Below are 24,895 nucleotides of genomic sequence, written 5' to 3'. Positions count from 1 at the left end.
CATGCGCATCTGGGTCGACGCCGACGCCTGTCCCAACGTCATCAAGGACATCCTCTTCCGTGCCGCCGACCGCGAGCAGGTAGAGGTGACCCTCGTGGCCAACCAGTGGATCCGGACGCCCCCGTCGCGCTTCATCCGCGCGCTGCAGGTGCCGGGCGGTTTCGACGTGGCCGACGACGAGATCGTGCGCCGCGTCGAGCCGGGCGACCTCGTCGTCACCCAGGACATTCCGCTGGCGTCGTTCGCCATCGAAAAGGGCGCGCTGGCGCTGCACCCGCGCGGCGAGATGTTCACGAAGGACACCATCGCCGCACGCCTGTCGATGCGCAACTTCATGGAGGAACTGCGCGGGGCCGGCGTGGACACCGGCGGCCCCGCGGCGATGCATCCGCGCGACCGCCAGGCCTTCGCCAACGAGCTCGACAAGTGGCTCGCGCGGCGGCGGTCGTAGCTTTCCGTGGGAGCGCGCTCGCGCGCGAAGGGTGCTCCCACCCGGCGGCCGGTGGCTTCATCGCGAGCAACCATCGCCAGCAGGCTGGCTCCCGCCCGAAGGTAGCCAGGCCGCCAGCTATCCGTTCGTCAGCTCATCCAGCCGCAGGGTCAGGCACTTCGCCGCGCCGCCGGCCTTCATGAATTCGTCCAGGGCGACTTCGATGACCATGAATCCCGCCGCCTCGAGGCGCGCGCGAAGATCACCGCTGGCGCGGTTGAGGATCACCACGCGCCCCGTGCTCACCGCGTTGCACGCGAAGGATGCCGCGTCGTGCGCGTCCACCGCGATACGCAGGGCCGGCGCCACGTGTTGCTCGATGCGATCGAGGGATGCCGCGTCGAACGCGTCGGGAAAGTACAGCGTGTAGCCATCGGGCAGCGGGCAGAAACACGTGTCCAGATGGTAGTAGCGCGGATCCACGAGCGTCAGCGGCAGCACCTCCACGTCGAGCAGGCGCGCCAGCGCGGGGCCGGCCGCGACGTCGGATCGGTGACCGTGACCCAGCCACAGGCGACGCGCGACGCCGCGATCGAAAAGAGCGTCACCCGCGCCCTCGAAGAGCATGCCGTCGGGAAGATCGACGATGTCGAAACCGTGATGCGCGAACCAGGCCCGATCGGGCGCTTCTTCGCCCCGGCGCTGCGCGTGGCGGAAACGACTGGGGACGAACGTGTTGCCGAACACGAGCCCGGCGTTCGCGCAGAACGTCATGTCCGGCAGCCCCTGCACGGGCGTCTGCACCACGACGTCGGCATGCCGGGAGACGGTGTCCTTCAGCGCATCCCACTGCCGCCCCGACCGCTCGCTCGAGGTGTCGTGCACATGGCCATCCATCCAGGGATTGATGACGTAGTCGACCTCGAAGAACGTGGGCGCGCACATCAGGATGCGCGGAACGGTGCGCTCTATCGTCGGGGACATCGTTTCTGCCATGGAGGTAGTGCGCCTTCAGGGGAACGAGGCGCCATCATGGCAGAAACGCGCGCTCGTCCGTCAAGCCAGTCCGCTGCAGATGCTCTTGATCGTATCCGGCGAAAAGTGGAGCTCCTTCAGCGCTTCTTCGAGCGTGCTGCGCGCCATCACTTCGCTCTCGACCTGCTCGCCGATGCTGCTGGGCGAGATGTGCACGAAATTCGGCCCGTCCTGGTAGGCGATGCCTTCCTCGTGCACCGTCTGCGTGGTGAGCACCTTGTACGTGTTGTCGTCCGACTCGCGGACCTCGACCTTGCGCCCCTCGTGCTGACCTTCGTAGACCTTTTTCCAGCTTGCCGTCATGACGTGAATCCTGCGAACCGCACACAGCGTGCGGCCCGATTGTCGCGGAGCCGGCGGGCTAGCGATTGTGAAGACGTGCGTAAATCCGCTTAACGCACCAGGAAAACTCCGACCCTAATCCTTCAGATGGGCCCGGGCGGCCGCGACCCGCGCCAGACCGGCCCAGTCGAGATCGCCGTCGCCGGCGCCGATGGCGTCCAGCAACGTGTCGTGCAGGACGCTGGCGAACGGCATGGGCACCCGTTCCGCCTCGGCGGCGGAGCGTGCCAGTCCGATGTCCTTGAAGCCGAGCGACATCTTGAAGCCGGCGGGCGTGTATTTCTCTTCCGCGATCAGCCCCCCGTAGATCGTGTAGACCGGCGACGAGAACAGCGAACCGCCCATCACCTCGAGGAATTCCCGGGCGGACACGCCATGGGCGCGGGTGAGCGCCGATGCCTCGGCCATGCTCTCGATGGCCGTGCCGATGAGGAAATTGCCGCCGATCTTGACGATGCTGGCGCGGATGGGATCGTCGCCCATGGGCCAGACCTTCGCGCCGAGCAAGGCGAGCAGCGGCTGTACCGTCGCCAGGGCATCCGGCTTGCCGGCCGCGACGACGTTGAGGCCACCCGCCGCGGCGACGGCGGGACGGCCGAACACCGGCGCCGATACGTAGCCGAGACCGCGACGCTCGTGCGCCTCGACGAGTTCGCGCGCCAGCGCGATCGAGATCGTCGCGTGGTTGACGTGCACGGCGCCCTTCGGCAGCGCGTCGAGCACGCCCCCGTCCAGGAACACATCGCGCACCGCCGCGTCGTTGGCGAGCATGCTGTGCAGGACCTCGACGCCCGAGGCGGCCGCGGTAGCGCTCTCCGCCACCCTGGCGCCCTGCTCCGCCAGCGGCCGCGCCGCACCGGGCGAGCGGTTCCATACCGTGACCTCGTGGCCACCCTTGACGAGGTTGCCGGCCATGCCGGCACCCATGCTGCCCAAACCGATGAAACCGATACGCATGATCCTGCTCCGCTCAGACGGCCAGGCCGGCGGCATGACCGGAGGCCCAGGCCCATTGGAAGTTGTAGCCACCGAGGTGGCCGGTGACATCGAGCACCTCACCCACGAAATACAGGCCCTGCTGTCGACGGGACATCATCGTGGACGACGACACCTCGTCCGTGTCGACGCCGCCGAGGGTGACCTCGGCCGTGCGATAGCCCTCCGTGCCACTGGCCACCACCGGCCAGTCGGCCAGCTGGGCACCGATGTCGTTGAGCTCCGCGTCGCGGTACTGGCGCATCGGGCGATTCGGCAGCCATACCTCGCAGAGACGCTCCGCGAGGCGCCGCGGCAGCAGGCCGGAGAGCACCGTCTTGAGTTCCGCCGCGGGGCGCTCCGCGCGCCCGTCGCGCAGCGCCTCGCCCGCGTCGATGCCCGGAAGAAGGTCGACGCGGAGGTCCGCGCCCGGCTCCCAGTACGACGAGATCTGCAGGATCGCCGGTCCGCTGACGCCGCGGTGGGTGATCAGCATGGCCTCCCGGAACGACGCGCCGTTCGCCCGCGCCTCGACCGGGAGAGCCACGCCCGACAGGCCTTCGAAGCGTTCCTGGTGCTTGCCGCTCATCGTGAGCGGCACCAGCCCCGCCCGCAGCGGCAGCACAGCGTGGCCGAACTGCTTCGCCAGCTCGTAGCCGAAGCCCGTCGCGCCGAGGCTGGGGATGGACAAACCGCCCGTGGCGACCACCAGCGACGTGGCGCGCACGTGCCCCAGCGGCGTTTCGCAGGCGAAGCCATCGGTGACGGCACGCAGGCGCGACACGGGACAACTCGTCTCCACGCGCACGCCGACGGCGGCGCATTCGTCGAGCAGCATGCGCACGATCTGTTTGGACGACTCGTCGCAGAACAGCTGGCCCGGCGCCTTCTCGTGCCACGCGATCCGGTGGCGATCGACCATGGTGATGAAATCCCACGGGGTGTAGCGCGCCAGCGCCGACTTGCAGAAATGCGGGTTCGCCGAGAGAAAATTCGCCGGCGTGGTGGCGGTGTTCGTGAAATTGCAGCGCCCGCCGCCGGACATCAGGATCTTCTTGCCGGCCCGGTTCGCATGGTCGACCACCAGCACCCGGCGCCCGCGCCCACCGGCGACGATGGCCGTCATCAGGCCCGCCGCTCCCGCGCCGACGACGAGGACGTCGTATTCCATGCTTCGTATCCGCCGTGCAAACGCACATGATACCGCCCTCGCGTAAACTCGTGCCCCGCTCCCATCGACAAGGATCCACGCCCATGCCCTCCTTCGACATCGTCTCGGAAGTCGACAAGCACGAACTCGTCAACGCGGTCGACCAGGCCAACCGCGAGGTGTCCACGCGATTCGACCTGCGCGGCACGGCCGCGAAGTTCGAGCTCGAAGAAAACGTGATCACGCAGAAGGCCGACAACGAGTTCCAGCTGACGCAGATGCTGCCGATCCTCCGCGCCCGGCTGTCCGCCCGTCAGATCGACCTGCGCGCGCTGGACGAAGGCAAGGTCGAGACCAACCTCGCCGAGGCGCGGCAGAAGATCACCGTCAAGCAGGGCATCGAGCAGCCCGTGGCGAAGAAGATCATCGCGAAGATCAAGGAAGCGAAGCTGAAGGTCGAGGCGCAGATCAACGGCGAGAAGGTCCGGGTCACCGGCAAGAAGCGCGACGATCTGCAGATGGCGATGGCGCTGCTGAAGAAATCGGATATCGAGCTGCCGCTGCAGTTCGAGAATTTCCGGGACTGAGGTGGGAGCCAGCCTGCTGGCTCCCACGGAACCTTACAGGCTCGCGATGCGGCTGCGGTTGCGGCCTTCGTTCTTGGCCTGGTAAAGGGCCTCGTCGGCCCGCCCGAGCAGCGAATGCAGCGACTCGGGCGCGCGCCACATGGCCACGCCGGCGCTCACCGTGATGCGGATGCGGTAGTCGCCGTGCACGATCACCATGGCGCCCAGCGCATGGCGGGCACGTTCCGTGATGTCCAGCGCGTGCTCGGCCAGCGCACCGGGCAGGCAGAGGATGAACTCCTCGCCGCCGAATCGGCCGGCGAGATCGTCGGCGCGACACATCGACGAAATCACGCGCATCGTCTCGCGGATGACCGTGTCGCCGGCCAGATGGCCGTAGGTGTCGTTCACCGCCTTGAAATCGTCGATGTCGATGAGGACGACGCTGAACGGGATACCGTCGTTCGCGGCACCCTGCCGCACGCGCTCGGCCTGCTCCAGGAACCGGCGACGATTGAGCGAGCCGGTGAGTTCGTCGGTGCCCGCCAGGTGATCGAGCCGCTCGTTCGCGGTTTTCAGGTCGCGCGTACGGGCGTCGACCTGGGCCTGCAGCAGTTCGGCGCGCCGACGCAGGTAGAGCGTGCGCAGCGACACGAGGCCGAAGAACACCGCCACGCCGAGTGCCACGCCGAGCAGCAGCGTCCACGGGCTTTCGTACCAGCGCGGCGTGACCACGACGCGCACCGAGGTCTCCACCGAACGTGCGTCGAGGCCCTTCACCGTCGCGCGCAGGCGCAGCGTGTAGGTGCCGCTGGGCAGGTTGGTATAGATCGCGCTTGGCGGGATGCCGCGGGCCACGGTATTCCAGGCGCCGTCGGCCTCGTCCATCCGGTAGGCGTAATGCGTTTCCAGCGGCGCCCGGAAATCGAGCAGCGCGAAATCGACGCGCAGGTTGCGGCCGTCGCCTCCGAGCGTCACGGAATCGCCGTCGCCCGGCACCTGGTCCAGCGGCAGCGGCTTGTCGTTGATCGACACGTGCGTGATCGCGAGTCGCGCCGGGCCGGCGGCGGGCGCCTCCCAATAGGGACGAATCACGGTAAGTCCGCCGAGGCCGCCGAACATCAGCTCGCCACCCGGCGCCTCGGCCGCCGCCCGATGGATGTAGCTGGGAATGCGCAGGCCGTCGCGGATGCCGAGGTCGGCGACGCGATGCGTGCTGGCCTCGACCATCGCGACGCCGTTGGCCATGGACGCCCAGATGCGATCGTCGTGGTCCACCAGCAGCGCGTTGATCTTGGTGTTCGTCAGGCCGTCGCGCGAACCGATCAGGCCGAAGCGGAACGGACCCCGGGGTTTGAAGTCGTCGAGGTACGCGATGCCGCCGAACGTGCCGAGCCACAGGCGGCCGCGCGAATCGAAAGCCATCGACCCGGTGTAGTCGTGCGGGAGGCTCGACGGGTTGGCAGGATCGTGACGCAGGTTCACGAAGCTCTTCTCGCCGTCGTACGCGATGCTGATGCCGCTGATCGTGGCGAACCACCAGGCGTCGGGCATGCGCACGATGTGTCGGACCTGATCGCCCACCAGGCTCTTCGGATCGGCGTCGTCGTGGCGCATCTGCGTCACCGCGCCGGTCTTCGTGTCGTAACGGAACAGGCCGTCGTAGCCGCCGATCAGGAGGTCGTCGCCGTCCCGCCGCATCGAGAGGATCAGCCGCCCATCGAGGCTCGGGATCATGGAGCTGCGCATCTCGAAGGTATCGGGATCGATGCGCGAGATACCCTGGGCGCCGGCCCAGATGGCGCCGTCGGGCGCCACGACGAACGCCTGGACGTCGCGCTCGGCCTGTTCGCCACCGAGCTGGAGGTGACGCATGGTGCCCTTGGCCAGGTCGAGCACATCGATGCGGCCCATGCCCAGGCCGAGCCACACGCGCCCGCGCGGATCGACGAACACCGCGTGCACGTTGGCATTGGACAGCGTGTGCGATTCCAGCGGCGACGGCAGCACCGAGAACACCTTGCGACCGTTCGGGTCGTAGTGCGCGGCGCCGAGCTCGGTGGCCACCCAGATGTTGCCCGAGGTGTCCTGGAAGATGTCGCGGGTGATGTCGCCGGGCAGCGACGACGGCATCGCCGCGTCATGCGCCAGCGTGCGCAGCTGACCGGTGACGTAATCGTAGGTGACGACACCCGCGCCGTCGGTGGCCGCCCAGAGCACGCCTTGCGGTGTTTCGTGGAACGCGCGCACGGTGCGCCGGCGTGCGAGCCCGTTCTTGCCCGAAAAGCCGGGCACCTCGCGGCCCTGGCCGCTCGCATCGATGTAGATCGCGCCGGACTGCCCCGTGCCGACCCAGAGACGGTCGTGGCTGCCCTGCAGCAGCGCCCAGACCTGGTCGTGGAGGATTTCGTCGACCTTCGGGTCCTGCGAGCGCACGCGCAGGAAGTGGCCCCCGGTGCGACGCACGAAGAGGCCATTGTCCGTGCCCGCCCAGAGGTTACCGGTCTTGTCCTCGCTGACGACGAAGGTGCGCGCCACCATGTCCTTCGCGTCGCCGGGCTGCATGGACTCGCGGGTGATCCTGCCCGATGCCAGCTCGAGCCGGTCGACACCGCTCTCGGTCGCGATCCAGAACACCCCGGGCTGGCGGGCGCGCGCGATCGCGAAGATCTTTCCGTTGGACGTGCCGCCGGGGCCGACGGGGTACACGTGGAAACGCATGCTCACCGGATCGAACCGGACGAGACCGCCCGCGTTGGTGCCGATCAGCAGGCCGCCGTCCGGCAGCGGCATCAGTGCGCGCACGTACGAATCGGGGAGCACGGCACCGGCGTAGGAGTCGGGCTCCTGTCCGAAAACCTGCATGCGGTAGCCGTCGTAGCGCACCAGACCGCCGAAGGTGCCGATCCAGATGAGACCGCGCGAATCCTGCACGATCGCCGTGGTCGTGGAATGCGGCAGGCCGTCGGCGACGCCCACGGTGTCGAACCACGCGGCCTCGTAGACCGCCCAGGGATCGACGCCCACGGGCTGCGCGTCCTGCGCGGCCGCCACCATCGCCAGCGCACAGCACAGCCACCCGGCGAGGGCGATCAGGCGTGCTCGAAGACGCGGAAAACGAGCGATCCGCTTCAGGCGGTCAGCCTGCATAGACCGGTGTCGGCGCGAGGTAACGGCTAAACGCGTCGGCGGTCATCGGGCGGGCGAAGAAATAGCCCTGTCCGATGTCGCAACCGAGCTCGCGCAGCCAGTCGGCCTGGGCTTCGGTCTCGACGCCCTCGGCGATGGTGCGCATGTTCAGCTTCTTGGCGAGGCCGACGATGGCCTCCGTGATTTCGCGATCCGCGAGGTTCATGGCGCTGCCACGCACGAACGACTGGTCGATCTTGATGGTGCCCACCGGCAGTTCGCGAAGGTGGCTGAGGTTCCAGTAGCCCGCGCCGAAGTCGTCGATGAGGAGGTCGAAGCCGTGCGAGCGCAGCTTGACGAGCTGGCGCATGGTTTCTTCCGGCTGGCGCATGGCCGACGACTCGGTGAGCTCGAAGCGGATCCGCGTGGGATCGACGCCATAGGAGCGCACGGCACGATGCAGCGTGTCGACAAAGGCCGGGCGGCTGAGCTCGTGCATCGACAGATTGATGGCGACGTAGTCGACGGCGGTGCCCGACGCGTCCCAGGCCTGCACCTGATTGAGCACGGCGCGCAGCACGTATTCGCCCAGCGCGTGGATCAGGCCCGACCGCTCCGCGATGGCGACGAACACGGACGGCGGTACGTCGCCGCGCGTGGGGTGGTGCCAGCGCGCCAGCGCCTCGACGCCGGCGAGCGTGCCGTCGCGCAGGTTGCGCTTGGGCTGGTATTCGACCGTGAGCTCGCCCGCCTGCAGGGCCTCGCGCAGTTCCACGGTGAGCGCCAGGCGCTCGCGGGCGATCTCGAGCATGCCCTCTTCGTAGAACCGGAAGTCGGCCTTGCCGGTTTCCTTCACCGCATACATGGCGGCGTCGGCGTTGCGGATCAGCGTGGCCGCCAGCTGGCCGTCCTGGGGGGCCACGGCCACCCCGATGCTGGGGCTGACGGCGACGAGCTGGCCGGAAACGCTTACCGGTTTCGACACGAGGTCGAGCACCTTGCGGCAGACCCGCACCAGGTTCTCCATGCCGCCGTAGGTCTGCACGACCACCACGAATTCGTCGCCGCCGAAGCGCGACACGATGTCCCGGGCCCGCACGCTGCTGCGCAGCGAGGTGGCCACGGCGCGCAGGAAGACGTCGCCGGCCTCGTGGCCGAGCGTGTCGTTGATCGACTTGAAGCCGTCCAGATCGATGAACATGACCGCCAGCGACGCGGTTTCCGGCGCGGCCAGCGCCTGTTCGAGCTCGCGCATGACGTAGGCGCGGTTCGGCAGGCCGGTGAGCGTGTCGTGGTAGGCGTGGAAGGCCAGCGCGCGGCTGGCCTGTTCGCGCGGATCGTGCAGGCGTGCGTGCAGGCGACGACGCTGGCCGAGCAGCCAGGCGATGGCCACGGCCGCCAGGGCGCAGACGGCCAGCAGGGCCGCCAGCCAGCCCAGGCCCGCGCCGCCGGTGCTGAAGGGCGTGCAGACCGACTCGCCGCCGGCCCCGAACATGGACCCGCGGGCGCAATTCGATGCGGCATGCCAGCCGCCCTCGACACTACGATATGTCAGCACGCCACGCTCCGGCCCGGGTTGCGGGACACGTTGCCGACCGGCGCGCATGGCGACCGACCCGCGGATTCAACGAAAGACCCAAGGGCGACGCCGGCCGCCTCGCGAGAAGGCCGGACGCAATGCCACTTGTCCCCAGGATTATCGGCCATTCCCTCTCTCGACTTTAGGTCGTGCGACGAAATCCGTCGGCGTCTTTCGATGCCCTGAGACGGCCTCTCCCTCCCGCATGATGCTGTGTCCGCGAAAAAACGCAATCCGTCGACCCCCTCGGAGGGTCGGCGGATACCCTCGGTTCAGCGGGCGGGCGCCGAAAGATAGCGGTCGAACCAGGCCAGCGCGCGGGCCAGGACGTCCCGGCGACTCTCGTCGCGGGCGAAGCCGTGGCCTTCGCCCGGATACACCACCAGCGACGTCGGGACGCCCTGCGCACGCAGCGCGTGCCAGAACTCGAACGACTGCGGGGCCGGGGTTTCGGCGTCGCGCTCGCCCACGACGATCAGCGTCGGGGTCTTCACCTGCTTGATGAAGTTGATCGCCGAGCTTTTCGCGTAGACCGCCGGATCGTCGTACACCGAGGCGCCGAAGAACGGCTTCATCCATTGGTCGATCAGGTTCTGACCGTAATAGCTCTGCCAGTTCGAGATGCCCGCGCCGGCCACCGCGGCACGGAAGCGCTGGGTCTGGGTCACGCCGAACATCGTCATGAAGCCGCCGTAGCTCCAGCCGGTGAGGCCGAGGCGCTTGTCGTCGACCGGATGGGTCTTTTCGATGGCGTCCACGCCCGCGAGCACATCGCGCATGTCGCCGTAGCCGAAATCCTTGCGATTCGCCTGCACGAACGCCTCGCCCTGACCGTAGCTGCCGCGCGGATTGGGCATGAAGACGAAGTAGCCGAGGGCCGATAGCGGGGCACCGCCGTAGCCGACACCCGGCCAGCGAGGCGTCACGGCGGCGGCCGGGCCCCCATGGATCGCCACGATCATGCCGTAGCGCTTCTTCGGGTCGTAGTTCGCGGGATAGAGCAGCCAGCCCTGGACGTCGTTGCCCTCGTTCTTCCACGAGATCGATTCGGCCTTGCCCCACGACGGCTTCAGGCCCGCGTTGAACGCGGTGACGGCCTTCGGCGCCATGGCGCCGTCCAGCCCGGCGACCTGCACTTCGTACGCGGTTTCGAAGGCGCTGCCGACGAAGGCGGCTTTCGTGGCGGCCGCATCCAGCGACAGCGACATCGAGAGACGACCGTCGCCGATGGTCATCGGCAGGTCGGACAGCGTCGTGGCCGTCGCCGCCCCGGTGGCCGGCAGGTCGTAGCGCGATACGCGGCTGACGCCCGCGGCGTGCTCGCCGACGATGAGCCTGTCGTCCGCCGCCCAGGCGATCCAGGCGGGCGTCGTATGGATGCCGGGCGTGACGTCGACCGGCGCGCCGCCACCCGCCGCAGGCACGGTCCAGATGTCGCCACCCGTGGAGCCCTGATCGCTCATCAGGCCACCGATGAAGGCGATGCGCGAACCGTCCGGCGAGAACCGGGGCACGGCGATCTGCATGTCCTTGAGCGGGCCGTTGAGCTTGACGGTGTCGACCACCGCGACCGGCTTGCCGCCGGCCGTCGTCGGCTGCACGTAGAGTCGGGCGATCCACCAGTTGTTGTCGCCCGGCGGTTCGGCCGCGACGTAGGCGATGCGGCCACCGTCGTTGGCGAACGCGAATTCGTAGACGTGCATCCCGGCCGGCGTGACCGTGCGCACCGCGCCACCCGAGGCGTCGACGATGGCGACCTGCTGCACTTCGATGCCTTCGACACCGATCTCGCCGATCTGCGGCTTCGCCGCGGCCGTGGCGCTCGCGCGACGCGTGGCGTTCGGCACGTACAGAAAAGCCAGCGCCTTGCCGTCGGGGCGCCATGCGAGTCCGTCGACGTAGCCGGCGAGGCGCGTGAGCCGCTGCGGCGGGCCCTTGGCACCGATGTCGGCGACATGGACGTCGTTCTGCCTGCCCTCCTCCACGCCGGGCGCCTTGCCGGCGCAGTCGGAGAGGAAGGCGAGATGACGCGAGTCCGGCGCCCACAGCGCGGACGATTCGCTGCACCCCTTGGTGGTCGTGACGCGGTGCGCGTTACGACCGTCGGCGTCGGCGACTTCGAGCACCGTCTTGCCGTTCGTCTTCACCGTCCAGGCGAGATGCTTCGCATCGGGGGACAGCGAAACCGATTCGATGGTGCGGACCTTGCCGAGGGAGTCGAGGATCGCGGCGATCCGCGGATCCTCCGCCTTCTTCGCAGACGTGTCGGCATGAGCTGCGCCCGCGCACGCAAGCGCGATGGCGGCGGCGATCCACTTTGTACGCATCGATGGTGCCCTGGTCGTGTTTCGGAAGGCGAAACCTAACACGTACCCCGGCAGCGTTGCAGGAGCGCGGGCTCAGGCCAGCAGGCGACCGTATTCCGGATTCCGCCGGAACCACGTCTCCGCGTAACTGCACGCCGGCTCGACCTTCCAGTGCTTCGCCTCGGCGGTTTCGACCGCGCGCTTCGTCAGCAGCGCGGCGATGCCGCGGCCGCCGACCGGCGACGGCACGCCGGTATGCGTGATCACCATCGTGTGGCCTCGCAGACGGTATTCGACCTCGCAGTCGTACCCGTCCACGGTGGCCCGGAACACCTGGTTCGTCTCGTCGTGGACGATCTCCAACGGCTTCGCGACATCGCTCATCGATCTATCTCCGGAAGGGGCCTGCACGCAAGCATGCGCGCGTCCGCGGCGTTGCGCCATCCACGCCGCGCAAACACCGCGGGCGTAAACTGCGTCAGGCTCCGGCCCATGGCCGGCAACTTCCTGCGATCTCTCAGGGCCTTTCGTACGTGCTGATCATCCACGAGCAAGGACACAGCGGCGTCCCCACCCCATGGAAACCGGGGGCGGGCAAACCGCAGAAGCCCATCTGGATCGACCTCTTCGACCCCAGCGAGGAGGAGCGCCGGTGCGCGGCGGAGATCACCGGCCTGCGCGTGCCCGAGCGGGGCGATCTCGGCAACCTCGCGCTGTCGAGCCGCATCCGCACCGACGACGACGCGATGTATCTGTCGATCCCTTACTTCGCGGACAGCGGCGAAGGCCATCACGCGGCACCCGTCGGTATCGTGGTGACCAACCGCGTGCTGATGACGCTGCGCTTCGAGGCGTCGCCCGCCTTCGACCTCGCCAGCGAAAGCTGCAGGAGCCACCGTTGGGAGTCCAGCGCCGACGCGCTGGCCACGCTCATCGAGGCGATCGTCAACCTCTCCGCGCAGCTCATGGAAGACGTCTCGGGCGACCTGAAGAAACTGTCCGACCGCATCTTCACCCGCGAGCGCATCGGTACACCCGCCCTGCGCAACTGCATGCTCGAGGTGGGCCGTCTCGAAGGCGCCCAGGCCCGCAACCGTTCGTCGATGCTGGGCGTGCAGCGCATCGTGTCGTTCGTGCGCGCGAAGAAGCCCGAGTGGATGTCCGACGAGGTGGAGCTGCGCCTGCGCGTGGTCGATCACGATCTGCGCACGCTCGACGAGTTCGACGACCAGCTCACCAACAAGCTGCAGTTCCTGCTCGACGCCAGCCTCGGCTTCATCAGCACCGACCAGAACCACGTCATGAAGGTGCTGACGGTGACCTCCGTCGCCACGATTCCTCCGGTGATCCTCGCCGGCATCTGGGGCATGAACTTCAAGCGGATGCCGGAACTCGACTGGACCTACGGTTACCCGCTCGCACTCGGCGCCATCGCGCTCAGCATCCTCCTGCCCGTGCTGTTCTTCAAATGGCGGGGCTGGCTCACGGGCGACTGACCGGTGGGCGCCTTCGGCCACCTGTTGCGCCCCGCCTCGGCGCCCATCCGGCGGTGGGTGCTGACGGCATTCCCGCGACCGCAGACCGGCGCGATCGACTACGACCATCCGCCCGGCGACCCTGGCCTCTTCGGCCCATCGAGCGTGACGTGGCGCATGCATGCCGATTTCTGCGGCATGCTCGCCGGCGGGTTGTGCGCGCTCTATCTGCAGACCCTGCACCCGCGTGCGCTGGCCGGCGTGTGGGACCATTCGAACTTTCGTGGCGATCTCGTGGGACGCCTGCGCCGGACCACGGCGTTCGTCGGCGCAACCACCTACGCGCCCACCGCGGCGGCGCACGACATGATCGAACGCGTGCGGGCCATCCATCGCCACGTCCGCGGCGTCGACGAGGCCGGCGTTCCGTACGCCGCCGACGATCCGGACCTGCTGACCTGGGTCCACGTCAGCGAGATGTCGAGCTTCCTCGCCGGCTTCCGGACCTACGGTCCGCTGGAGGTCACCGATCGCATCGCCGACACGTACCTCGACGAGACGCGACGCATCGCCGAGGCGCTCGGCGCCCGCGACGTACCGGGATCGGTCGCCGCGCTCGACGCATACATCGAGGGCATCCGGCCATCGCTCGTTTTCGGCGAGCGCTCGCGTACCGTGCTCGACGTCCTGGCGCGTCTCGACCTCCCCGTGCCGCTGGCGGGGCTCTCGCGCGACGTGTTCCTGCACGCCGGGGCCGCCCTGCTTCCCGACTGGGCGAACCAGCTCCTGGGCCGCACGGATGGCGACCTGCGAAAGGCAAGACTCGCCGCCATCGCGCTGCGCGGCATGGCGCCGCTGTTCCGTGCGGCACTGACGGAAGGGGTGGCGTCGCGGTCGTGCCGGCGGGTGGGTGTGGATCCGGGACTGCTGAGCCACTGGCCGCCGCACGCCTGACACATCGCTTCATCTTTGTGAAGATCGAAAAACGGGACGTCCTTCACACATTCGTCACTTCTTTCGTCTTTTGCCCTAAAGTTACGAACTGATCTGCCGCTATCAAGGTTCAGGGGAAGCAGTAGGCAGGGCGAGCCATGAGCATGCACACAGGGACGCGGAGTACGCGCCCCACTCGGGGGAGGTGGTTGGTGCGAATCCGTTGCACAGATTGCGAGGCGTCCATCGCGAGGGCGCCGCGTCGATGAGAGCGCCCTGGCATGCCCTGGCCGGCATCCTGCCGGAATCCCGCCTGCTCGCCTCCGTGGCCGAGTTCACGCACCACCGCGACATCGACGCGCTCGATCACAGCGTGGTGCTCTCGCTCGCCGAGCTGGTGCCGGTCAACAGCGTCACCCTGTGCAAGCGTGGCGAGAGCATGCAGCACCCGGTCGAATCGATCGTGGTGTGCTCGCGCAAAGCCGACGGCGGTCTCGTCGTGGAAGCCATCGATCCGGGCCGCGAAGGCGACCCCATCGACACGATCGTGTGCGCGATGGAGATGCTCGAGGCGATCAGCGACGTGACCGACGACGGCATCAGCCGGCTCGTCATTCCCATCCAGCGCGACCATGCCGCCATCGGCGCCCTGATGCTGGAATCGGAGGACGCGCTCGACGACGTGCGCTCGATGGTCGAGGGTTTCGCACGCATCTACGGCAACTACATCGCCCTGCTCAACGACAGCGAACGCGACAAGCTCACCGGCCTGTACAACCGCCGCAGCTTCGAACAGCGCCTGCAGCGGCTCCTGAAGCTGCAGCGCCAGCGCGCGCGGGCGCCGTCGTCGTGCGGCAGCGCGGCCGATGGCGAGACGACGCTGTTCCTCGCAATCCTCGATATCGATCATTTCAAGCGCATCAACGACACCTACGGTCACGTGTACGGCGACGAGGTGATCCTTATGCTCGCGCAACAGATGCGTGCCTGTTTCCGACAGAGCGACGTGCTCTTCCGCTTCGGCGGCGAAGAGTTCGTGGTGCTGCTGGCCGCCCAGGACGAGGCCGAAGTGCACGACGTCCTCGATCGCTTCCGCGGCTTCGTGGGCGAGCATGCCTACCCGCAGGTCGGCCATGTCACGGTGAGCGTCGGCTATGCACGCATCACCGAAAGCGACTATCCCGAGATCGTGCTCGATCGTGCGGACAAGGCGCTCTATTTCGCCAAGCAGCACGGTCGCGACAGCGTTCACGGCTACGAGGCCCTGGCCGCTCGCGGGGAGCTCGCGGCGCCGGTGGCGCTGGGCAGCATCGATCTGTTCTGACGCCTGGCCGGACGTGGTGGGAGCCCGTCTGCCGGCGCCCACCGATCAGACCGGCCGCCTTTGCGAGACGTAACGCCGGCCGCCGGCCTTGCCATCGGGTCGCACCCGGAAGGCGAGGCTGATGCGCGGGCCGACCGGGGTCTTCGTCTTCGGGATGCCGTGGTCGTAGTGGAACTGCGTGGCATAACTCATCGTCAGAAGGCTGCCCGGCACCATGTCGACGTCGAAACGGCGCTTCGGCGCCTCGCGCTCGCGCAACGTCATGCGCCGCGTGGCGCCCAATGACAGCAACGCGATCGACGCGCCCTCCGCCAGTTCCTCGATGTGGTCGTTATGCGGCGCGACGCTATCCTGGCCATCGCGATAGAGGTTCAGGCCCACCGACGTGAACGGTATGCCGGTGCGCGCGATGACGACGCGCCCCGCCTCGCCGATCACCGCGGGCAGGCCGGGCTCGGCCAGCCGGTAGTGCTGTACCAGACGCGGCACGTCGACCTCGCGACCGTACATGCTCCGTTTCTGGGCTTCCCAGGGAATGCCCGCGAGCAACGCGTCGAACCAGGCCGCCGCCTGCGCTTCGGAGATCACGTCGGGCTCATACGCGAACCGCCCGTGCTCGTCGTCGACGATCACGAGCGGTTCGGGGCCGAAAAGACCGCCTTGCGACATGCGTTCCTTACTTGACCACGCCGCAGGCGATGCGGGCACCGCCGCCGCCGAGGGGCGCCGGCTCGTCGGCGTAGTTGTCGCCGCCGGCGTGGATCATCAGGGCGTGGCCCTTGAGCACCGAAAGCGATTCCAGCTTCGGCGCGGTGACCGCCGTTGTATCGGTACCGTCGGCGCCGACGACGATCTTCGGCAGGTCGCCGTCGTGGCCGCCGGCCGCGTCCGGACCTTCGTGCTTGCCGGTCTTCGCCGGGTCGAAATGACCGCCGGCCGCAAGTGCGGCGCCCTTCTTGCCATCCTTCTCGCCCGGATCGCAGCTGGGCTTCTCGTGCAGATGGAAGCCGTGCTCGCCGGCGGGCAGACCCTTCAGGTCGGGCGTGAACACCAGCCCGCCCTTACCCTCGGTGATGACGACCTTGCCGACCGAGGCACCCACGCCGTCGGCCGTGACCAGGGTCATGGGAACGGTGACGCTCTTGTCGGCGGCCTGGGCGGCCACGCAGACGAACAATCCAGCGATGGCGACGGCGATTCTCTTCATCTTGCACACTCCATGGGTGAACGGACTCCCCGGATACTGCAACGGACGTGCATGGAGCGTCCATAACGAAACGGGCATGTCGCCCGGCTCCCACCCACCACCGAAGGCGAGATCAGGTCGTCGTGCCGAACAGGCGAGCGATGTCGCGCGCATCCAGCAATCGCCACTCGCCCGTCGGCAGTCCGTCCAGCGACAGACCGCCCAACGCGACGCGCTCCAGCGCCGCCACGTGGTTGCCCACCGCCGCGAACATGCGCCGCACCTGGTGATAGCGACCCTCCGTCAGCGTCAGGCGCGCACGGCGCGGCCCGAGCACGTCCATGGTCGCCGGCTCGAGGGGATCCTTTTCGCCTTCCAGCATCAGCGTGCCCGACGCGAAGATCGCGGCTTCGTCGCCACGCAGGTCGCTAGCGAGCGTCGCCTCGTACACCTTCGCCACGTTCGCCTTGGGCGAGATGATCCGGTGCAGGAGCTGGCCGTCGTCGGTGAACAGCAGCAGGCCCGACGTGTCGCGATCCAGGCGGCCCACCGTGGACAGCACCGGATTGCGTGCGCCGAAACGCGGCGGCAGCAACTCGTAAACGAGCCGACCGACGTCCTTGCGCGAGCACGTGTAGCCCACGGGCTTGTGGAGCATCAGCAGCATGCCCTGCGGCGGATCGAGGGGTTTGCCATCGAATCGCACGTCGGCGTGGTCGACCTTGTCGTCGGCGTAGAGCACATCGCCGGCGGCATCGGTGACGAGGCCTTCGCGGAACATGTCGGCGACCTGCTTGCGGCTGCCATAACCGAGGTTCGCCAACAGGCGCACGAGTTTCATCGACGGGGATCCTTTGCTTCGACGACCTTGAAGCCGTCTTTTTCGATCACGGTGCGCACGGTGGCGAAGCACGCGTCGAGCGTCGCCTCGTACGCGAGATGGCGATTGGCGACCATCCAGAAACGGCCGCGGGCGTTCAGCCCTTTCGCGGCGGCGGCGATGAACGCGCGGCCGAGCGACGGGTCGTCGGCGCGCCCCTGATGGAACGGTGGATTGGACACGATGACGTCGTAGCCGCCGTCGATCCCGCGCGTCACATCCTGCCAGCGAACGGTGGTCGCGATGTCGCGGCCTGCCCGCGACACGGCGGCCGCCACGTTGATGCGTGCCGGCTCGAGCGCGCGGGCCTCGGCCTCGTAGAGGTCGACGGCAGCGATACCGGGGCAGCGATCGATCAGCGTGCAGGCAAGGTAGCCGAAGCCGGCACCGAGATCGGCGGCCCGGCCGGCGAGATCGGCCGGCATGACGCCGGTCAGCAGCGCGGAAGCGCGGTCGACACGATCCCACGCGAACAATCCACGGCGGCTGACGAAGCGGCCATCGTCGATGGGCAGCGGCGCGTCGAGCGCGAGCCATGCGTCCATCAGGGCCGGGGCCGGCGTCGCGCCGGGGCGTGTCCAGAAGACGCGGCATTTGTGCTTCGAGAGCGTGGCGACGCCACCGGCCAGCAAGGCGAGATCGCCCTCGGCCGTCTTCGCACCCTCCGCGTTCGGCACGCTCGCCACCACGATCCCGTCAGCGGCGACACGTGCCATGGCCTGCGCGAACAACGCGCGCGATTCCTCGCGCTGCCGCGTCGGCAACACCGTCACGACGCGGAAACGCCCCGCGGGCAGATCCACCACGGGCTCGAAACCGGAGCGCGCGAGCGCGTCCGCGGCCGGCAGGAAGGACTGCTGCACCGTCCAGCCCGGCCGCCGCGATTCGCGCAGCGCGAAGCCGTCGCGGGCGCGCAGCATCAGCACGCTGCCGTCGTTGGGCCATGACAGATCGCCCGCGGCGAACGGCACGAACAAGGCCTCGAGCGCATCATCGGAAGCAGAACCGGCGGACAACGCGGGCGACCTCGTCGGGAAAGGGTAGCCGGATAGTCTACGGGCACGTGCCGTCGCCTGCACGAGGACCGGGAACGTGGACCCCGGCGTGCGCCGGGGCGACGTGTTATGCGGTGTGGCCTGCACGAGGACCGGGGACGTGGGCCCCGGCGTGCGCCGGGGCGACGGGTCGTGCGGTGTCGCCTGCGCGAGGACCGGGGACGTGGGCCCCGGCGTGCGCCGGGGCGACGGGTCGTGCGTGTGGCTTGCGCGGCGACGGGCTGACGGGTCGTGCGGCGAGGGTGGACGGTAGCGGGCTGCGGGTAGCGAAGGTGCCGCACCATGCCTCACCGTCGCCCCGGCGTACGCCGGGGCCCACGGCGGTGCGATCGGTTTTCGCGAAGTCAGCTGCTACACGACAGCATCGAGCAGCCGACGCGCTCGCGTGCCCAGTCGGGGCGGCGGGCCGCCAGGCGCGCCTTGCCTGGCTGCTCGTCGTACGGATGCCGCAGCACGTCGAGAAGTTCGTGGACACCCGCTTCGTCGCCCTGCTCCGCACGGTCGATGGCCTGCTGCGCGAGGTAGTTGCGCAGCACGTAGCGGGGATTGGCCGCGTGCATCAGGGCGATTCGCCCGGCGTCGGGTGAGCCGTCCGCGCGAACGCGCGCCGCATAACGAAGCAGCCACGCCTGCAGCGCCTCGCCCACCGCGGCGCGGCCGGTCTCGTCGTAGAAGGCCTCGTCGAGGCTCGCCGCGCGCGGCGCGTCGAGATCGACCGTCGCAAGATCGCGATAGAAGATCGTCATGTCCATGCCGCCGGCCAGCAGCAGTCCGCGCAGGTCGGCGATCAGTGCCTCGTCGCCCGCGTCGGGCTGGGCGAGACCGAGCTTCGCGGCCGAAAACGCGGCATCCGATGCCTCGAAGACCTCGACGTAACGCGCCAGCCCCGCGTGCAGCGCCTCGACGCCGCCGAACAGCGGCGAAAGCGCCTGCGCCAGTCGCTGGAGGTTCCAGTAGCCGACGTGCGGCTGCTGGCCGAAGCGATAGCGCCGGTGCGCGCGATCCGTGGTGTTGGGCGTCCAGTCGGGGTCGAAGTCGTCGATCCAGCCATAGGGGCCGTAATCGATGGTGAGGCCCAGGATCGACATGTTGTCCGTGTTCATCACACCATGCACGAAGCCCACGCGCATCCAGTGCGCCATCAGGCGCGCCGTGCGCTCGCAGACGTCGGCGAAGAACGCGGCGTAGCCTTCCTCGCCTGGCAGACCGGCGTATGCCGGGTAGTGCCGTTCCAGGGTGAAATCGACCAGCCGCCGCAGCAGCGCGACGTCGCCGCGTGCCGAAGGCAGTTCGTACGAGCCGAAGCGCAGGAACGAAGGCGCCACGCGGCAGACGATCGCGCCGGGCTCCGGCGCCGGGTGGCCGTCGTACATCACGTCGCGGACCACGGCGTCGCCGGTCGCCACGAGCGACAGCGCGCGCGTCGTCGGCACGCCGAGATGATGCATGGCTTCGCTGCAGAGGAACTCGCGAATGGACGACCGCAGCACGGCGCGTCCGTCCGCGCCGCGGGAATACGGCGTGCGGCCGGCGCCCTTCAGCTGCAGCTCCTGGCGGCCATCGGCCGCCGTGAGCACCTCCCCGAGAGAGATCGCCCGCCCGTCGCCGAGCTGTCCGGCCCAGTGCCCGAACTGATGGCCGCCGTACGCCATGGCGTAGCCGGTCATGCCCGGGCGGCGCGCGTTGCCCGCGAAGACCTCGGCGAAGTCGCCGGCGTCCGGATCGATGCCGAGCATGGCGGCCACGTCCGTCGCGACCGCGATCGTCCGCGGCGCGGACACCGGGGTCGGGTCGACGAACGAATAAGCGGCGCCGAGCACCTGACGCTGCACGTTGGACGTGTCGAGGTCGGCCGGCAACTCGCGCACGAAGGTGTTGTCGAAGCGAAGGTCGGTCATCGGGGATGGGGTCGGGACGTTATGAGGAATATCCGGGCATTCCTCTCGGGTACAAGGTCTCGTCTGGATCTCGTGTGGGAGCGCGCTCGCGCGCGAATGGGTGCTTGCCGCGAGCACCCTTCGCGCGCGAGCGCGCTCCCACAGTGGGTTTCGGCATTCCCGGAATCATGCCAATTGCCCCGCGTAAGACACACCCAGTTCGTGCACACTAGCGACCCCGAACCCGCCGCCCCGGTCTCCATGCGCCCCCTCCACCTCCTGCTGCCGCTACTCGTCGCGCCGCTGGCGGCTCTTGCCGCCCCGGTGTCCATGAGCGTGCCGCGTAGCGACAAGACGCTGGTGGAGATCATCAACGGAACCATGGGCACGCTGCCCAACGCCATGGACGCCCTGTCGAACAAGCTGCCCGGCGGCCTGCACGCCACGGCCGACGCCCCGCCGCAGATCGTGCGCAGCCAGCCCTTCGTCACCCGGGACGGCTATCGCGTGACGGCCTTCGAGGCGCGCGGTTTCGACGAAGGCGGCGACGTGCCGATGGTGCGCTTCACGTCCATCCAGCTCGAGCAGCGCCCCTGCTTTCCCCGCGCCGACATCGACGAGAGCTTCCACGCCCCGTCCTCCGAGCGGTCCCTGCCTGCCGCGCCCTCGATGCTTCCCAACCGCTACCAGGTGTTGCAGATGTCCTGGGGCCGGCTTTCCTTCGGCACGTCGCAGGACAGCGGCTCCTGCGTGATCGCCATCGTCGGCGACGCCACCGGCGGCGTGCTCGGGATGCGCATGCCGTTGCCGCTGCCGCAGGCGACCACGGTGCCGGGCATGCCCGATCTCCGGCGCACCTGGCCGATGCCCGCGGAAGCCTATCCGGCCGAGTAGACGCGTTCGGCTTCGGGGAAATACCCGAGCACCCGCTCGATGCCCTCCTCCGGAACCGCCGGCGAAAAAAGATAGCCCTGCAGTTCGTCGCACCCGGCCTCGCGCAGGAACACGCGCTGCTGTTCGGTCTCGACGCCTTCGGCCACCACGCACAGACCGAGCGCAGCGCCGAGGTTGGATACCGCCCGGACGATCGCGGCGGAGTCGTCCGCGATCGGCGCCATCTGGACGAACGAGCGATCGATCTTCACCTTGTCGACGTCGAGATCCTTCAGCAGCGTGAGGCTCGAATAGCCGGTGCCGAAATCGTCGAGCGATATACGCACGCCCGTTCGCCGCAGATTCCTGAGCAGGCGCACGGTCGCACTATCGGCGTTGACGATCGCCGTTTCGGTGATCTCCAGCTCCAGCCGGTGCGGCGGCAGGCCCGAATCGGTCAGCGCGTTGAGCACGGTGGTGGCGAACCGGTCGTCGCGGAGCTGCACCGCGCTCACGTTGACGGCGACGAACACGTCGGGCATCGGCGCCAGGCGCATGCATGCCGTGCGCAGGATGAACTCGCCCAGCTTGCCGATCAGGCCCGTCTCTTCCGCCACGCCGATGAACTGCACGGGGGGCACCACGCCCAGCCGCGCATGACGCCAGCGCGCCAGCGCTTCGAACCCGATCACCTTGCCGTCGCTCACGCGAATCAACGGCTGGTAGTAGCAGTCGAGCCCGTCGCCGGTACGCAGCGCGTCGCGCAAGGCGGCCTCGACCTCGCGACGATGCGCGAGCGCGTTGTCCAGTTCGTCGGTGTAGATCACGTGGCGGTTCCTCGCCCGCTTTGCCTCGTACAGGGCGCTGTCCGCCTTGCGCGCCATCTCGCCCGCCGCCACCGAATCGCCGTCGATCGGCACCACGCCCACCGACGTGCCGATGAACGCGGTATTCGCCGGTACGTCGAAAGGCATGTTCGCCAGCACGAGGATCTTCTCGGCGAGGGCTTCGACATCGAGGCTGCCGCCATCCTCCACCAGCAACGCGAACTCGTCGCCACCGATGCGGGCCACGGTGTCGCCGGTGCCCACCAGGTTGCGCAGCCGCGTACCGAACTGCACCAGCAACTCGTCGCCCGCGAGATGGCCGTACGTGTCGTTGACCCGCTTGAAGCCATCGAGGTCCAGATAGAACAGCGCGGCCCTGGCGCCGCCGCCCGCCGCGCGCGCGATCGCGGCATCCAGGCGGCTGAACAGGGCCGTGCGATTCGAAAGACCCGTCAGGGCGTCGTGGCAGGCCAGCCAGCGCACATGGGCCTCCGACTCGCGGAGCTCGGTGATGTCGGTGACGGAGGCAAGCACGTGCGGCGACCCGTTGAGTTCGATGCACGTCTTGCGCGTGAGCAGCGTACGCACGCGGCCCTGCAGATCGGTCACGGCCTCTTCGGTTTCGACCACTTCGTGGCTGCGCAGTACCGCGTCGTCGCCGGCGGCGAAGCGGGCCGCCTGATCAGGCGGGAAGAGCTCGCTGTCCTTCCGGCCAACGACTTCGTCGGCCCGGATGCCGAAGTACTCGCACGCGATGCGGTTGACGAGCACCCAACGGTGCACCGTGTCGCGGACGAACATCGCCGTCGGCATCAGTTCCAGCACTTTCGACCAGCCCGCGAGGTCGTGGATCACCGGCGTCTCCCCGTCTTCGTACCGGTTCAATCTGCGACGCAATCCGTGATCGGCACGTGTTCCGGCCGAAAACGCGCATGGCTCAGGACCCGCTATCGAAGGCCCGCTCGCGCCAGCGCAGCACCCGATACGCCCGCGGGTCGCCGGGCGCGTTGTGCAATACGACGGTGGTATCGAGCACGAGTGTCATGCCATCGGCCAGCCGGGCGCGCGAAACGATGCTGACCACGCCGCTGAAGCCCTTCGCCGCACTGCCCGAGCCGGTGCCGGGGAGCAGCGGCAGCGCGGCGTCCGCCGAAGGCAGACGGCGGACGCCCTCGACATAGTGCTGCGCACGTTCCAGCGACGCCCCGGTGACGGCCGCGACCACCGTCGGCGGGGCGTGGGCGAGATTCGGCTCACCCGCGTTCCACAGGGTAAGGAACGGCAGCACGCGGTCGACCGTGTCGGCGTCGACGCCGGGCACGCGGTAGAGCTCGTCGAGGCTGGCGAAGCCGCCCTTGGCCAGGAGCAGCGACGCCGCCATGTTCCCGCGCCTCCCCCACCCCAGGATCGCGCCCCGTATTCCCGCGACCGAGGACGGCGGCACGCCCGAAACGAGCAACAGACGCTCGACGAGCTCCGGCGACGCGGAGTTCAGATTGACCTTGCCGTCCTCGTCGGCGATCTCGAGTTGCACCTCCGCCTTCCCCACGCTCATCGCGTACCGCCGGCCGTCCGCCATCCAGCGCTGGCTGTCGTCGCGCGCGTTGAGCATGTAGACGGCCCGGTCGATACCGGCCTGCGCCGCGTAGAGCGCCTGCGTGCGTGACACCTGTCCGCGTGCCTGCGTGCTCTCCACGCGCGCCGTGCTTGCCAGCGCGCCCAACGTGATCGCGGCCAGCGTGCAGCCCCAGAGCACCACCAGCAGCGCGACGCCGCCCTGTCGCGCCATGCGCTTCATGGCCGCGCATCCATCATGGTGAGCCGCGCCATCGCTTCGCGCCCGTTCACCGCCGTGGGATCCATGCGCAGCGGCACCGCGATCGTCGGCCAGCCCGTGCCACCGGCCAGCGTGAGTTCCAGACCGATCATCGTCGGCAGGTGATCTTCATAAGGCCAGGTGGGTTGCCACGCCACGGGTTTGCCATCGCCATCGATACCGCTGTAGACGAAGTGGCCCGAGATCACACGGTCGACCAGCACCTCGGGCGCGGACGGTACCACCTGAGCCGCCTCGCGCGCCGCCAGCGGCGCGAACGCTGCTTCGAGGCGTTTCTCCTTGCCCTCCCCGACCAACGCCAGCCGTTGCAACTGCAAACCGCTCTTCGCCAGATAGCCCGGGCCGGGCGCCACGAAGGTGACGTCGTCGGCGGTCCCCCGCAGCACTATCGGATGCTTGTCGGCGCGCAACGCCCAGGGATACGCGAGCGAGCCGGACAACGCCCGGCGCACGTACTGCTGCGCGGCGCGGATCTGATCGAGCCGCTCGGTAGCCGCCACGGTCGCGTGCGTCGAGTGCGTCATCGTCTGCACCGCCGCCGTCACACCCAGCAACAGCATGGCCAGCAGCGCCAGCGCCGCGAGCGTTTCCAGCAGGCTGAAACCGGACTGACGCATCACGAGTCACCCGTGGCGTAGAGCGGCACGGTCGCCTCGCGCGGTTTCTCCGCGACCGAGCGCAAGGTCTCGAAGCGCGACGAAAGCGTCTTGCCGCCCACATCCCACTGCACGGTCAGTTCGATGCGGTAGAGGTGCATTGGCACGAGCGTCGTCGTGGCCATCGCCTCTGGCGGCGTACTGACCTTCATCGTCCAGCGATAGGTATCGTCGAAACGCCCGGTATGCGTACCCTCGGACGGAAATTCGGCAACGAACGTGCGGTCGAGCAATCCACTCGCCCAGAGCGAGGCCTGCGTATACTGCGACGCGCGCGTGTTCAGTGCGACGGAGGCACCCGCCGCGTGCATCAGCGCGCCGAAACACAGGAACAGCAGCACCATCGCCGCCAACGTTTCCAGCAGACTGAATCCACCGTGTCGCCTGATGCGCATGCCCCCCTCCTTGACGGACCAAGCATGCAATCGCCCGATTGCGAAGCGATGACGGCCATGCCGCG

At 68.6% G+C, this 24,895-nt stretch carries 23 protein-coding genes; 6 read left to right on the top strand and 17 right to left on the bottom strand.

Annotated features, from left to right (window positions below; genetic code table 11):
* Position 1 precedes the first annotated feature (1 nt).
* Complete coding sequence (locus BMX32_RS13385; protein ID WP_089979487.1) at positions 2-451, top strand: YaiI/YqxD family protein; 450 nt, start codon at positions 2-4, stop codon at positions 449-451.
* A gap of 117 nt (positions 452-568) precedes the next feature.
* On the opposite strand, the gene BMX32_RS13380 is transcribed toward BMX32_RS13385, so the two are convergent.
* From BMX32_RS13380 to BMX32_RS13365, 4 genes are all read right to left on the bottom strand, one after another.
* Entirely contained in the window at positions 569-1,414 is an 846-nt protein-coding gene (locus BMX32_RS13380; protein ID WP_244511524.1) for a dimethylarginine dimethylaminohydrolase family protein, read from the bottom strand.
* 72 nt (positions 1,415-1,486) lie between these two features.
* Positions 1,487-1,768: a hypothetical protein gene (locus tag BMX32_RS13375; RefSeq protein ID WP_029214102.1), complete on the bottom strand. Its 282-nt coding sequence runs from the start codon at positions 1,766-1,768 to the stop codon at positions 1,487-1,489.
* A 114-nt stretch (positions 1,769-1,882) separates the two neighbouring features.
* Complete coding sequence (locus BMX32_RS13370) at positions 1,883-2,764, bottom strand: NAD(P)-dependent oxidoreductase (protein ID WP_089979485.1); 882 nt, start codon at positions 2,762-2,764, stop codon at positions 1,883-1,885.
* A 13-nt stretch (positions 2,765-2,777) separates the two neighbouring features.
* A complete protein-coding gene (locus tag BMX32_RS13365; RefSeq protein ID WP_089979484.1) occupies positions 2,778-3,953 on the bottom strand; it encodes a BaiN/RdsA family NAD(P)/FAD-dependent oxidoreductase in 1,176 nt (391 codons plus the stop codon).
* Between the two features lie 83 nt (positions 3,954-4,036).
* Here BMX32_RS13365 and BMX32_RS13360 point away from each other — a divergent pair, with 83 nt between their 5' ends.
* Entirely contained in the window at positions 4,037-4,519 is a 483-nt protein-coding gene (locus BMX32_RS13360; protein ID WP_029214099.1) for a YajQ family cyclic di-GMP-binding protein, read from the top strand.
* 33 nt (positions 4,520-4,552) lie between these two features.
* On the opposite strand, the gene BMX32_RS13355 is transcribed toward BMX32_RS13360, so the two are convergent.
* From BMX32_RS13355 to BMX32_RS13340, 4 genes are all read right to left on the bottom strand, one after another.
* Positions 4,553-7,648 (bottom strand): ligand-binding sensor domain-containing diguanylate cyclase, encoded by a 3,096-nt coding sequence (locus BMX32_RS13355; protein WP_089979482.1) that lies wholly within the window; start codon positions 7,646-7,648, stop codon positions 4,553-4,555.
* Positions 7,638-9,185, bottom strand: a complete 1,548-nt coding sequence (locus BMX32_RS13350; protein ID WP_139206736.1) for a putative bifunctional diguanylate cyclase/phosphodiesterase — start codon at positions 9,183-9,185, stop codon at positions 7,638-7,640. Before BMX32_RS13350 ends, BMX32_RS13355 begins: the two co-directional genes overlap by 11 nt.
* 293 nt (positions 9,186-9,478) lie before the next feature.
* Entirely contained in the window at positions 9,479-11,533 is a 2,055-nt protein-coding gene (locus BMX32_RS13345) for an alpha/beta hydrolase family protein (protein WP_089979479.1), read from the bottom strand.
* A gap of 72 nt (positions 11,534-11,605) precedes the next feature.
* Entirely contained in the window at positions 11,606-11,896 is a 291-nt protein-coding gene (locus BMX32_RS13340; protein WP_029214096.1) for a GNAT family N-acetyltransferase, read from the bottom strand.
* Positions 11,897-12,045: 149 nt separating this feature from the next.
* Between BMX32_RS13340 and BMX32_RS13335 the strand changes: the two genes are divergently transcribed.
* From BMX32_RS13335 to BMX32_RS13325, 3 genes are all read left to right on the top strand, one after another.
* Positions 12,046-13,008, top strand: a complete 963-nt coding sequence (locus BMX32_RS13335) for a CorA family divalent cation transporter (RefSeq protein ID WP_170843653.1) — start codon at positions 12,046-12,048, stop codon at positions 13,006-13,008.
* Between the two features lie 57 nt (positions 13,009-13,065).
* Positions 13,066-13,941, top strand: coding sequence for an oxygenase MpaB family protein (locus BMX32_RS13330; protein ID WP_244511523.1), 876 nt, complete (start codon positions 13,066-13,068; stop codon positions 13,939-13,941).
* 244 nt (positions 13,942-14,185) lie between these two features.
* Entirely contained in the window at positions 14,186-15,244 is a 1,059-nt protein-coding gene (locus BMX32_RS13325) for a GGDEF domain-containing protein (protein ID WP_049808789.1), read from the top strand.
* Positions 15,245-15,289: 45 nt separating this feature from the next.
* On the opposite strand, the gene BMX32_RS13320 is transcribed toward BMX32_RS13325, so the two are convergent.
* The 5 genes from BMX32_RS13320 to BMX32_RS13300 all read right to left on the bottom strand — a co-directional run bounded on the left by BMX32_RS13320 (position 15,290) and on the right by BMX32_RS13300 (position 20,263).
* Positions 15,290-15,913 (bottom strand): alpha-ketoglutarate-dependent dioxygenase AlkB family protein, encoded by a 624-nt coding sequence (locus BMX32_RS13320; RefSeq protein WP_049808788.1) that lies wholly within the window; start codon positions 15,911-15,913, stop codon positions 15,290-15,292.
* A gap of 7 nt (positions 15,914-15,920) precedes the next feature.
* Complete coding sequence (gene sodC, locus BMX32_RS13315; protein WP_029214094.1) at positions 15,921-16,451, bottom strand: superoxide dismutase family protein; 531 nt, start codon at positions 16,449-16,451, stop codon at positions 15,921-15,923.
* A 112-nt stretch (positions 16,452-16,563) separates the two neighbouring features.
* Positions 16,564-17,271, bottom strand: coding sequence for a pseudouridine synthase (locus BMX32_RS13310; protein ID WP_089979476.1), 708 nt, complete (start codon positions 17,269-17,271; stop codon positions 16,564-16,566).
* Positions 17,268-18,326 (bottom strand): class I SAM-dependent methyltransferase, encoded by a 1,059-nt coding sequence (locus BMX32_RS13305; RefSeq protein ID WP_089979474.1) that lies wholly within the window; start codon positions 18,324-18,326, stop codon positions 17,268-17,270. The genes BMX32_RS13310 and BMX32_RS13305 overlap by 4 nt, the downstream gene beginning before the upstream one ends.
* A 383-nt stretch (positions 18,327-18,709) precedes the next feature.
* Entirely contained in the window at positions 18,710-20,263 is a 1,554-nt protein-coding gene (locus BMX32_RS13300) for a protein adenylyltransferase SelO (protein ID WP_089979473.1), read from the bottom strand.
* 240 nt (positions 20,264-20,503) lie between these two features.
* On the opposite strand from BMX32_RS13300, the gene BMX32_RS13295 reads away from it, so the two are divergent.
* Entirely contained in the window at positions 20,504-21,136 is a 633-nt protein-coding gene (locus BMX32_RS13295) for a hypothetical protein (RefSeq protein ID WP_089979471.1), read from the top strand.
* On the opposite strand, the gene BMX32_RS13290 is transcribed toward BMX32_RS13295, so the two are convergent.
* Genes BMX32_RS13290 through BMX32_RS13275 form a run of 4 tightly spaced genes read right to left on the bottom strand, consistent with a single transcriptional unit; the run spans position 21,121 to position 24,830 of the window.
* The gene (locus tag BMX32_RS13290) at positions 21,121-22,827 is read right to left on the bottom strand and encodes a putative bifunctional diguanylate cyclase/phosphodiesterase (RefSeq protein ID WP_089979469.1); all 1,707 of its coding nucleotides are present in this window, start codon (positions 22,825-22,827) and stop codon (positions 21,121-21,123) included. The two genes, BMX32_RS13295 and BMX32_RS13290, sit on opposite strands and share 16 nt — an antisense overlap.
* A gap of 52 nt (positions 22,828-22,879) precedes the next feature.
* A complete protein-coding gene (locus BMX32_RS13285) occupies positions 22,880-23,740 on the bottom strand; it encodes a type II secretion system minor pseudopilin (RefSeq protein WP_089979468.1) in 861 nt (286 codons plus the stop codon).
* Positions 23,737-24,396, bottom strand: coding sequence for a prepilin-type N-terminal cleavage/methylation domain-containing protein (locus BMX32_RS13280; RefSeq protein WP_089979467.1), 660 nt, complete (start codon positions 24,394-24,396; stop codon positions 23,737-23,739). The genes BMX32_RS13285 and BMX32_RS13280 overlap by 4 nt, the downstream gene beginning before the upstream one ends.
* A complete protein-coding gene (locus BMX32_RS13275) occupies positions 24,396-24,830 on the bottom strand; it encodes a type IV pilus modification PilV family protein (RefSeq protein ID WP_089979466.1) in 435 nt (144 codons plus the stop codon). The genes BMX32_RS13280 and BMX32_RS13275 overlap by 1 nt, the downstream gene beginning before the upstream one ends.
* Positions 24,831-24,895: the final 65 nt, after the last annotated feature.

This window comes from Luteibacter sp. UNCMF331Sha3.1 (assembly GCF_900109915.1).
GTDB lineage: Bacteria > Pseudomonadota > Gammaproteobacteria > Xanthomonadales > Rhodanobacteraceae > Luteibacter.
Note: the sequence above shows the minus strand (reverse complement) of the source record. Positions and strands in the feature narration are given on the sequence as shown.

Excerpts from the sequence above, each read along its gene's own strand:
- BMX32_RS13385 (WP_089979487.1), top strand. The coding sequence starts at position 2 with ATGCGCATCTGGGTCGACGCCGACGCCTGTCCCAACGTCATCAAGGAC.
- BMX32_RS13380 (WP_244511524.1), bottom strand. The coding sequence starts at position 1,414 with ATGTCCCCGACGATAGAGCGCACCGTTCCGCGCATCCTGATGTGCGCG.
- BMX32_RS13375 (WP_029214102.1), bottom strand. The coding sequence starts at position 1,768 with ATGACGGCAAGCTGGAAAAAGGTCTACGAAGGTCAGCACGAGGGGCGC.
- BMX32_RS13370 (WP_089979485.1), bottom strand. The coding sequence starts at position 2,764 with ATGCGTATCGGTTTCATCGGTTTGGGCAGCATGGGTGCCGGCATGGCC.
- BMX32_RS13365 (WP_089979484.1), bottom strand. The coding sequence starts at position 3,953 with ATGGAATACGACGTCCTCGTCGTCGGCGCGGGAGCGGCGGGCCTGATG.
- BMX32_RS13360 (WP_029214099.1), top strand. The coding sequence starts at position 4,037 with ATGCCCTCCTTCGACATCGTCTCGGAAGTCGACAAGCACGAACTCGTC.
- BMX32_RS13355 (WP_089979482.1), bottom strand. The coding sequence starts at position 7,648 with ATGCAGGCTGACCGCCTGAAGCGGATCGCTCGTTTTCCGCGTCTTCGA.
- BMX32_RS13345 (WP_089979479.1), bottom strand. The coding sequence starts at position 11,533 with ATGCGTACAAAGTGGATCGCCGCCGCCATCGCGCTTGCGTGCGCGGGC.
- BMX32_RS13340 (WP_029214096.1), bottom strand. The coding sequence starts at position 11,896 with ATGAGCGATGTCGCGAAGCCGTTGGAGATCGTCCACGACGAGACGAAC.
- BMX32_RS13325 (WP_049808789.1), top strand. The coding sequence starts at position 14,186 with ATGAGAGCGCCCTGGCATGCCCTGGCCGGCATCCTGCCGGAATCCCGC.
- BMX32_RS13320 (WP_049808788.1), bottom strand. The coding sequence starts at position 15,913 with ATGTCGCAAGGCGGTCTTTTCGGCCCCGAACCGCTCGTGATCGTCGAC.
- sodC (WP_029214094.1), bottom strand. The coding sequence starts at position 16,451 with ATGAAGAGAATCGCCGTCGCCATCGCTGGATTGTTCGTCTGCGTGGCC.
- BMX32_RS13310 (WP_089979476.1), bottom strand. The coding sequence starts at position 17,271 with ATGAAACTCGTGCGCCTGTTGGCGAACCTCGGTTATGGCAGCCGCAAG.
- BMX32_RS13300 (WP_089979473.1), bottom strand. The coding sequence starts at position 20,263 with ATGACCGACCTTCGCTTCGACAACACCTTCGTGCGCGAGTTGCCGGCC.
- BMX32_RS13295 (WP_089979471.1), top strand. The coding sequence starts at position 20,504 with ATGCGCCCCCTCCACCTCCTGCTGCCGCTACTCGTCGCGCCGCTGGCG.
- BMX32_RS13285 (WP_089979468.1), bottom strand. The coding sequence starts at position 23,740 with ATGAAGCGCATGGCGCGACAGGGCGGCGTCGCGCTGCTGGTGGTGCTC.
- BMX32_RS13280 (WP_089979467.1), bottom strand. The coding sequence starts at position 24,396 with ATGCGTCAGTCCGGTTTCAGCCTGCTGGAAACGCTCGCGGCGCTGGCG.
- BMX32_RS13275 (WP_089979466.1), bottom strand. The coding sequence starts at position 24,830 with ATGCGCATCAGGCGACACGGTGGATTCAGTCTGCTGGAAACGTTGGCG.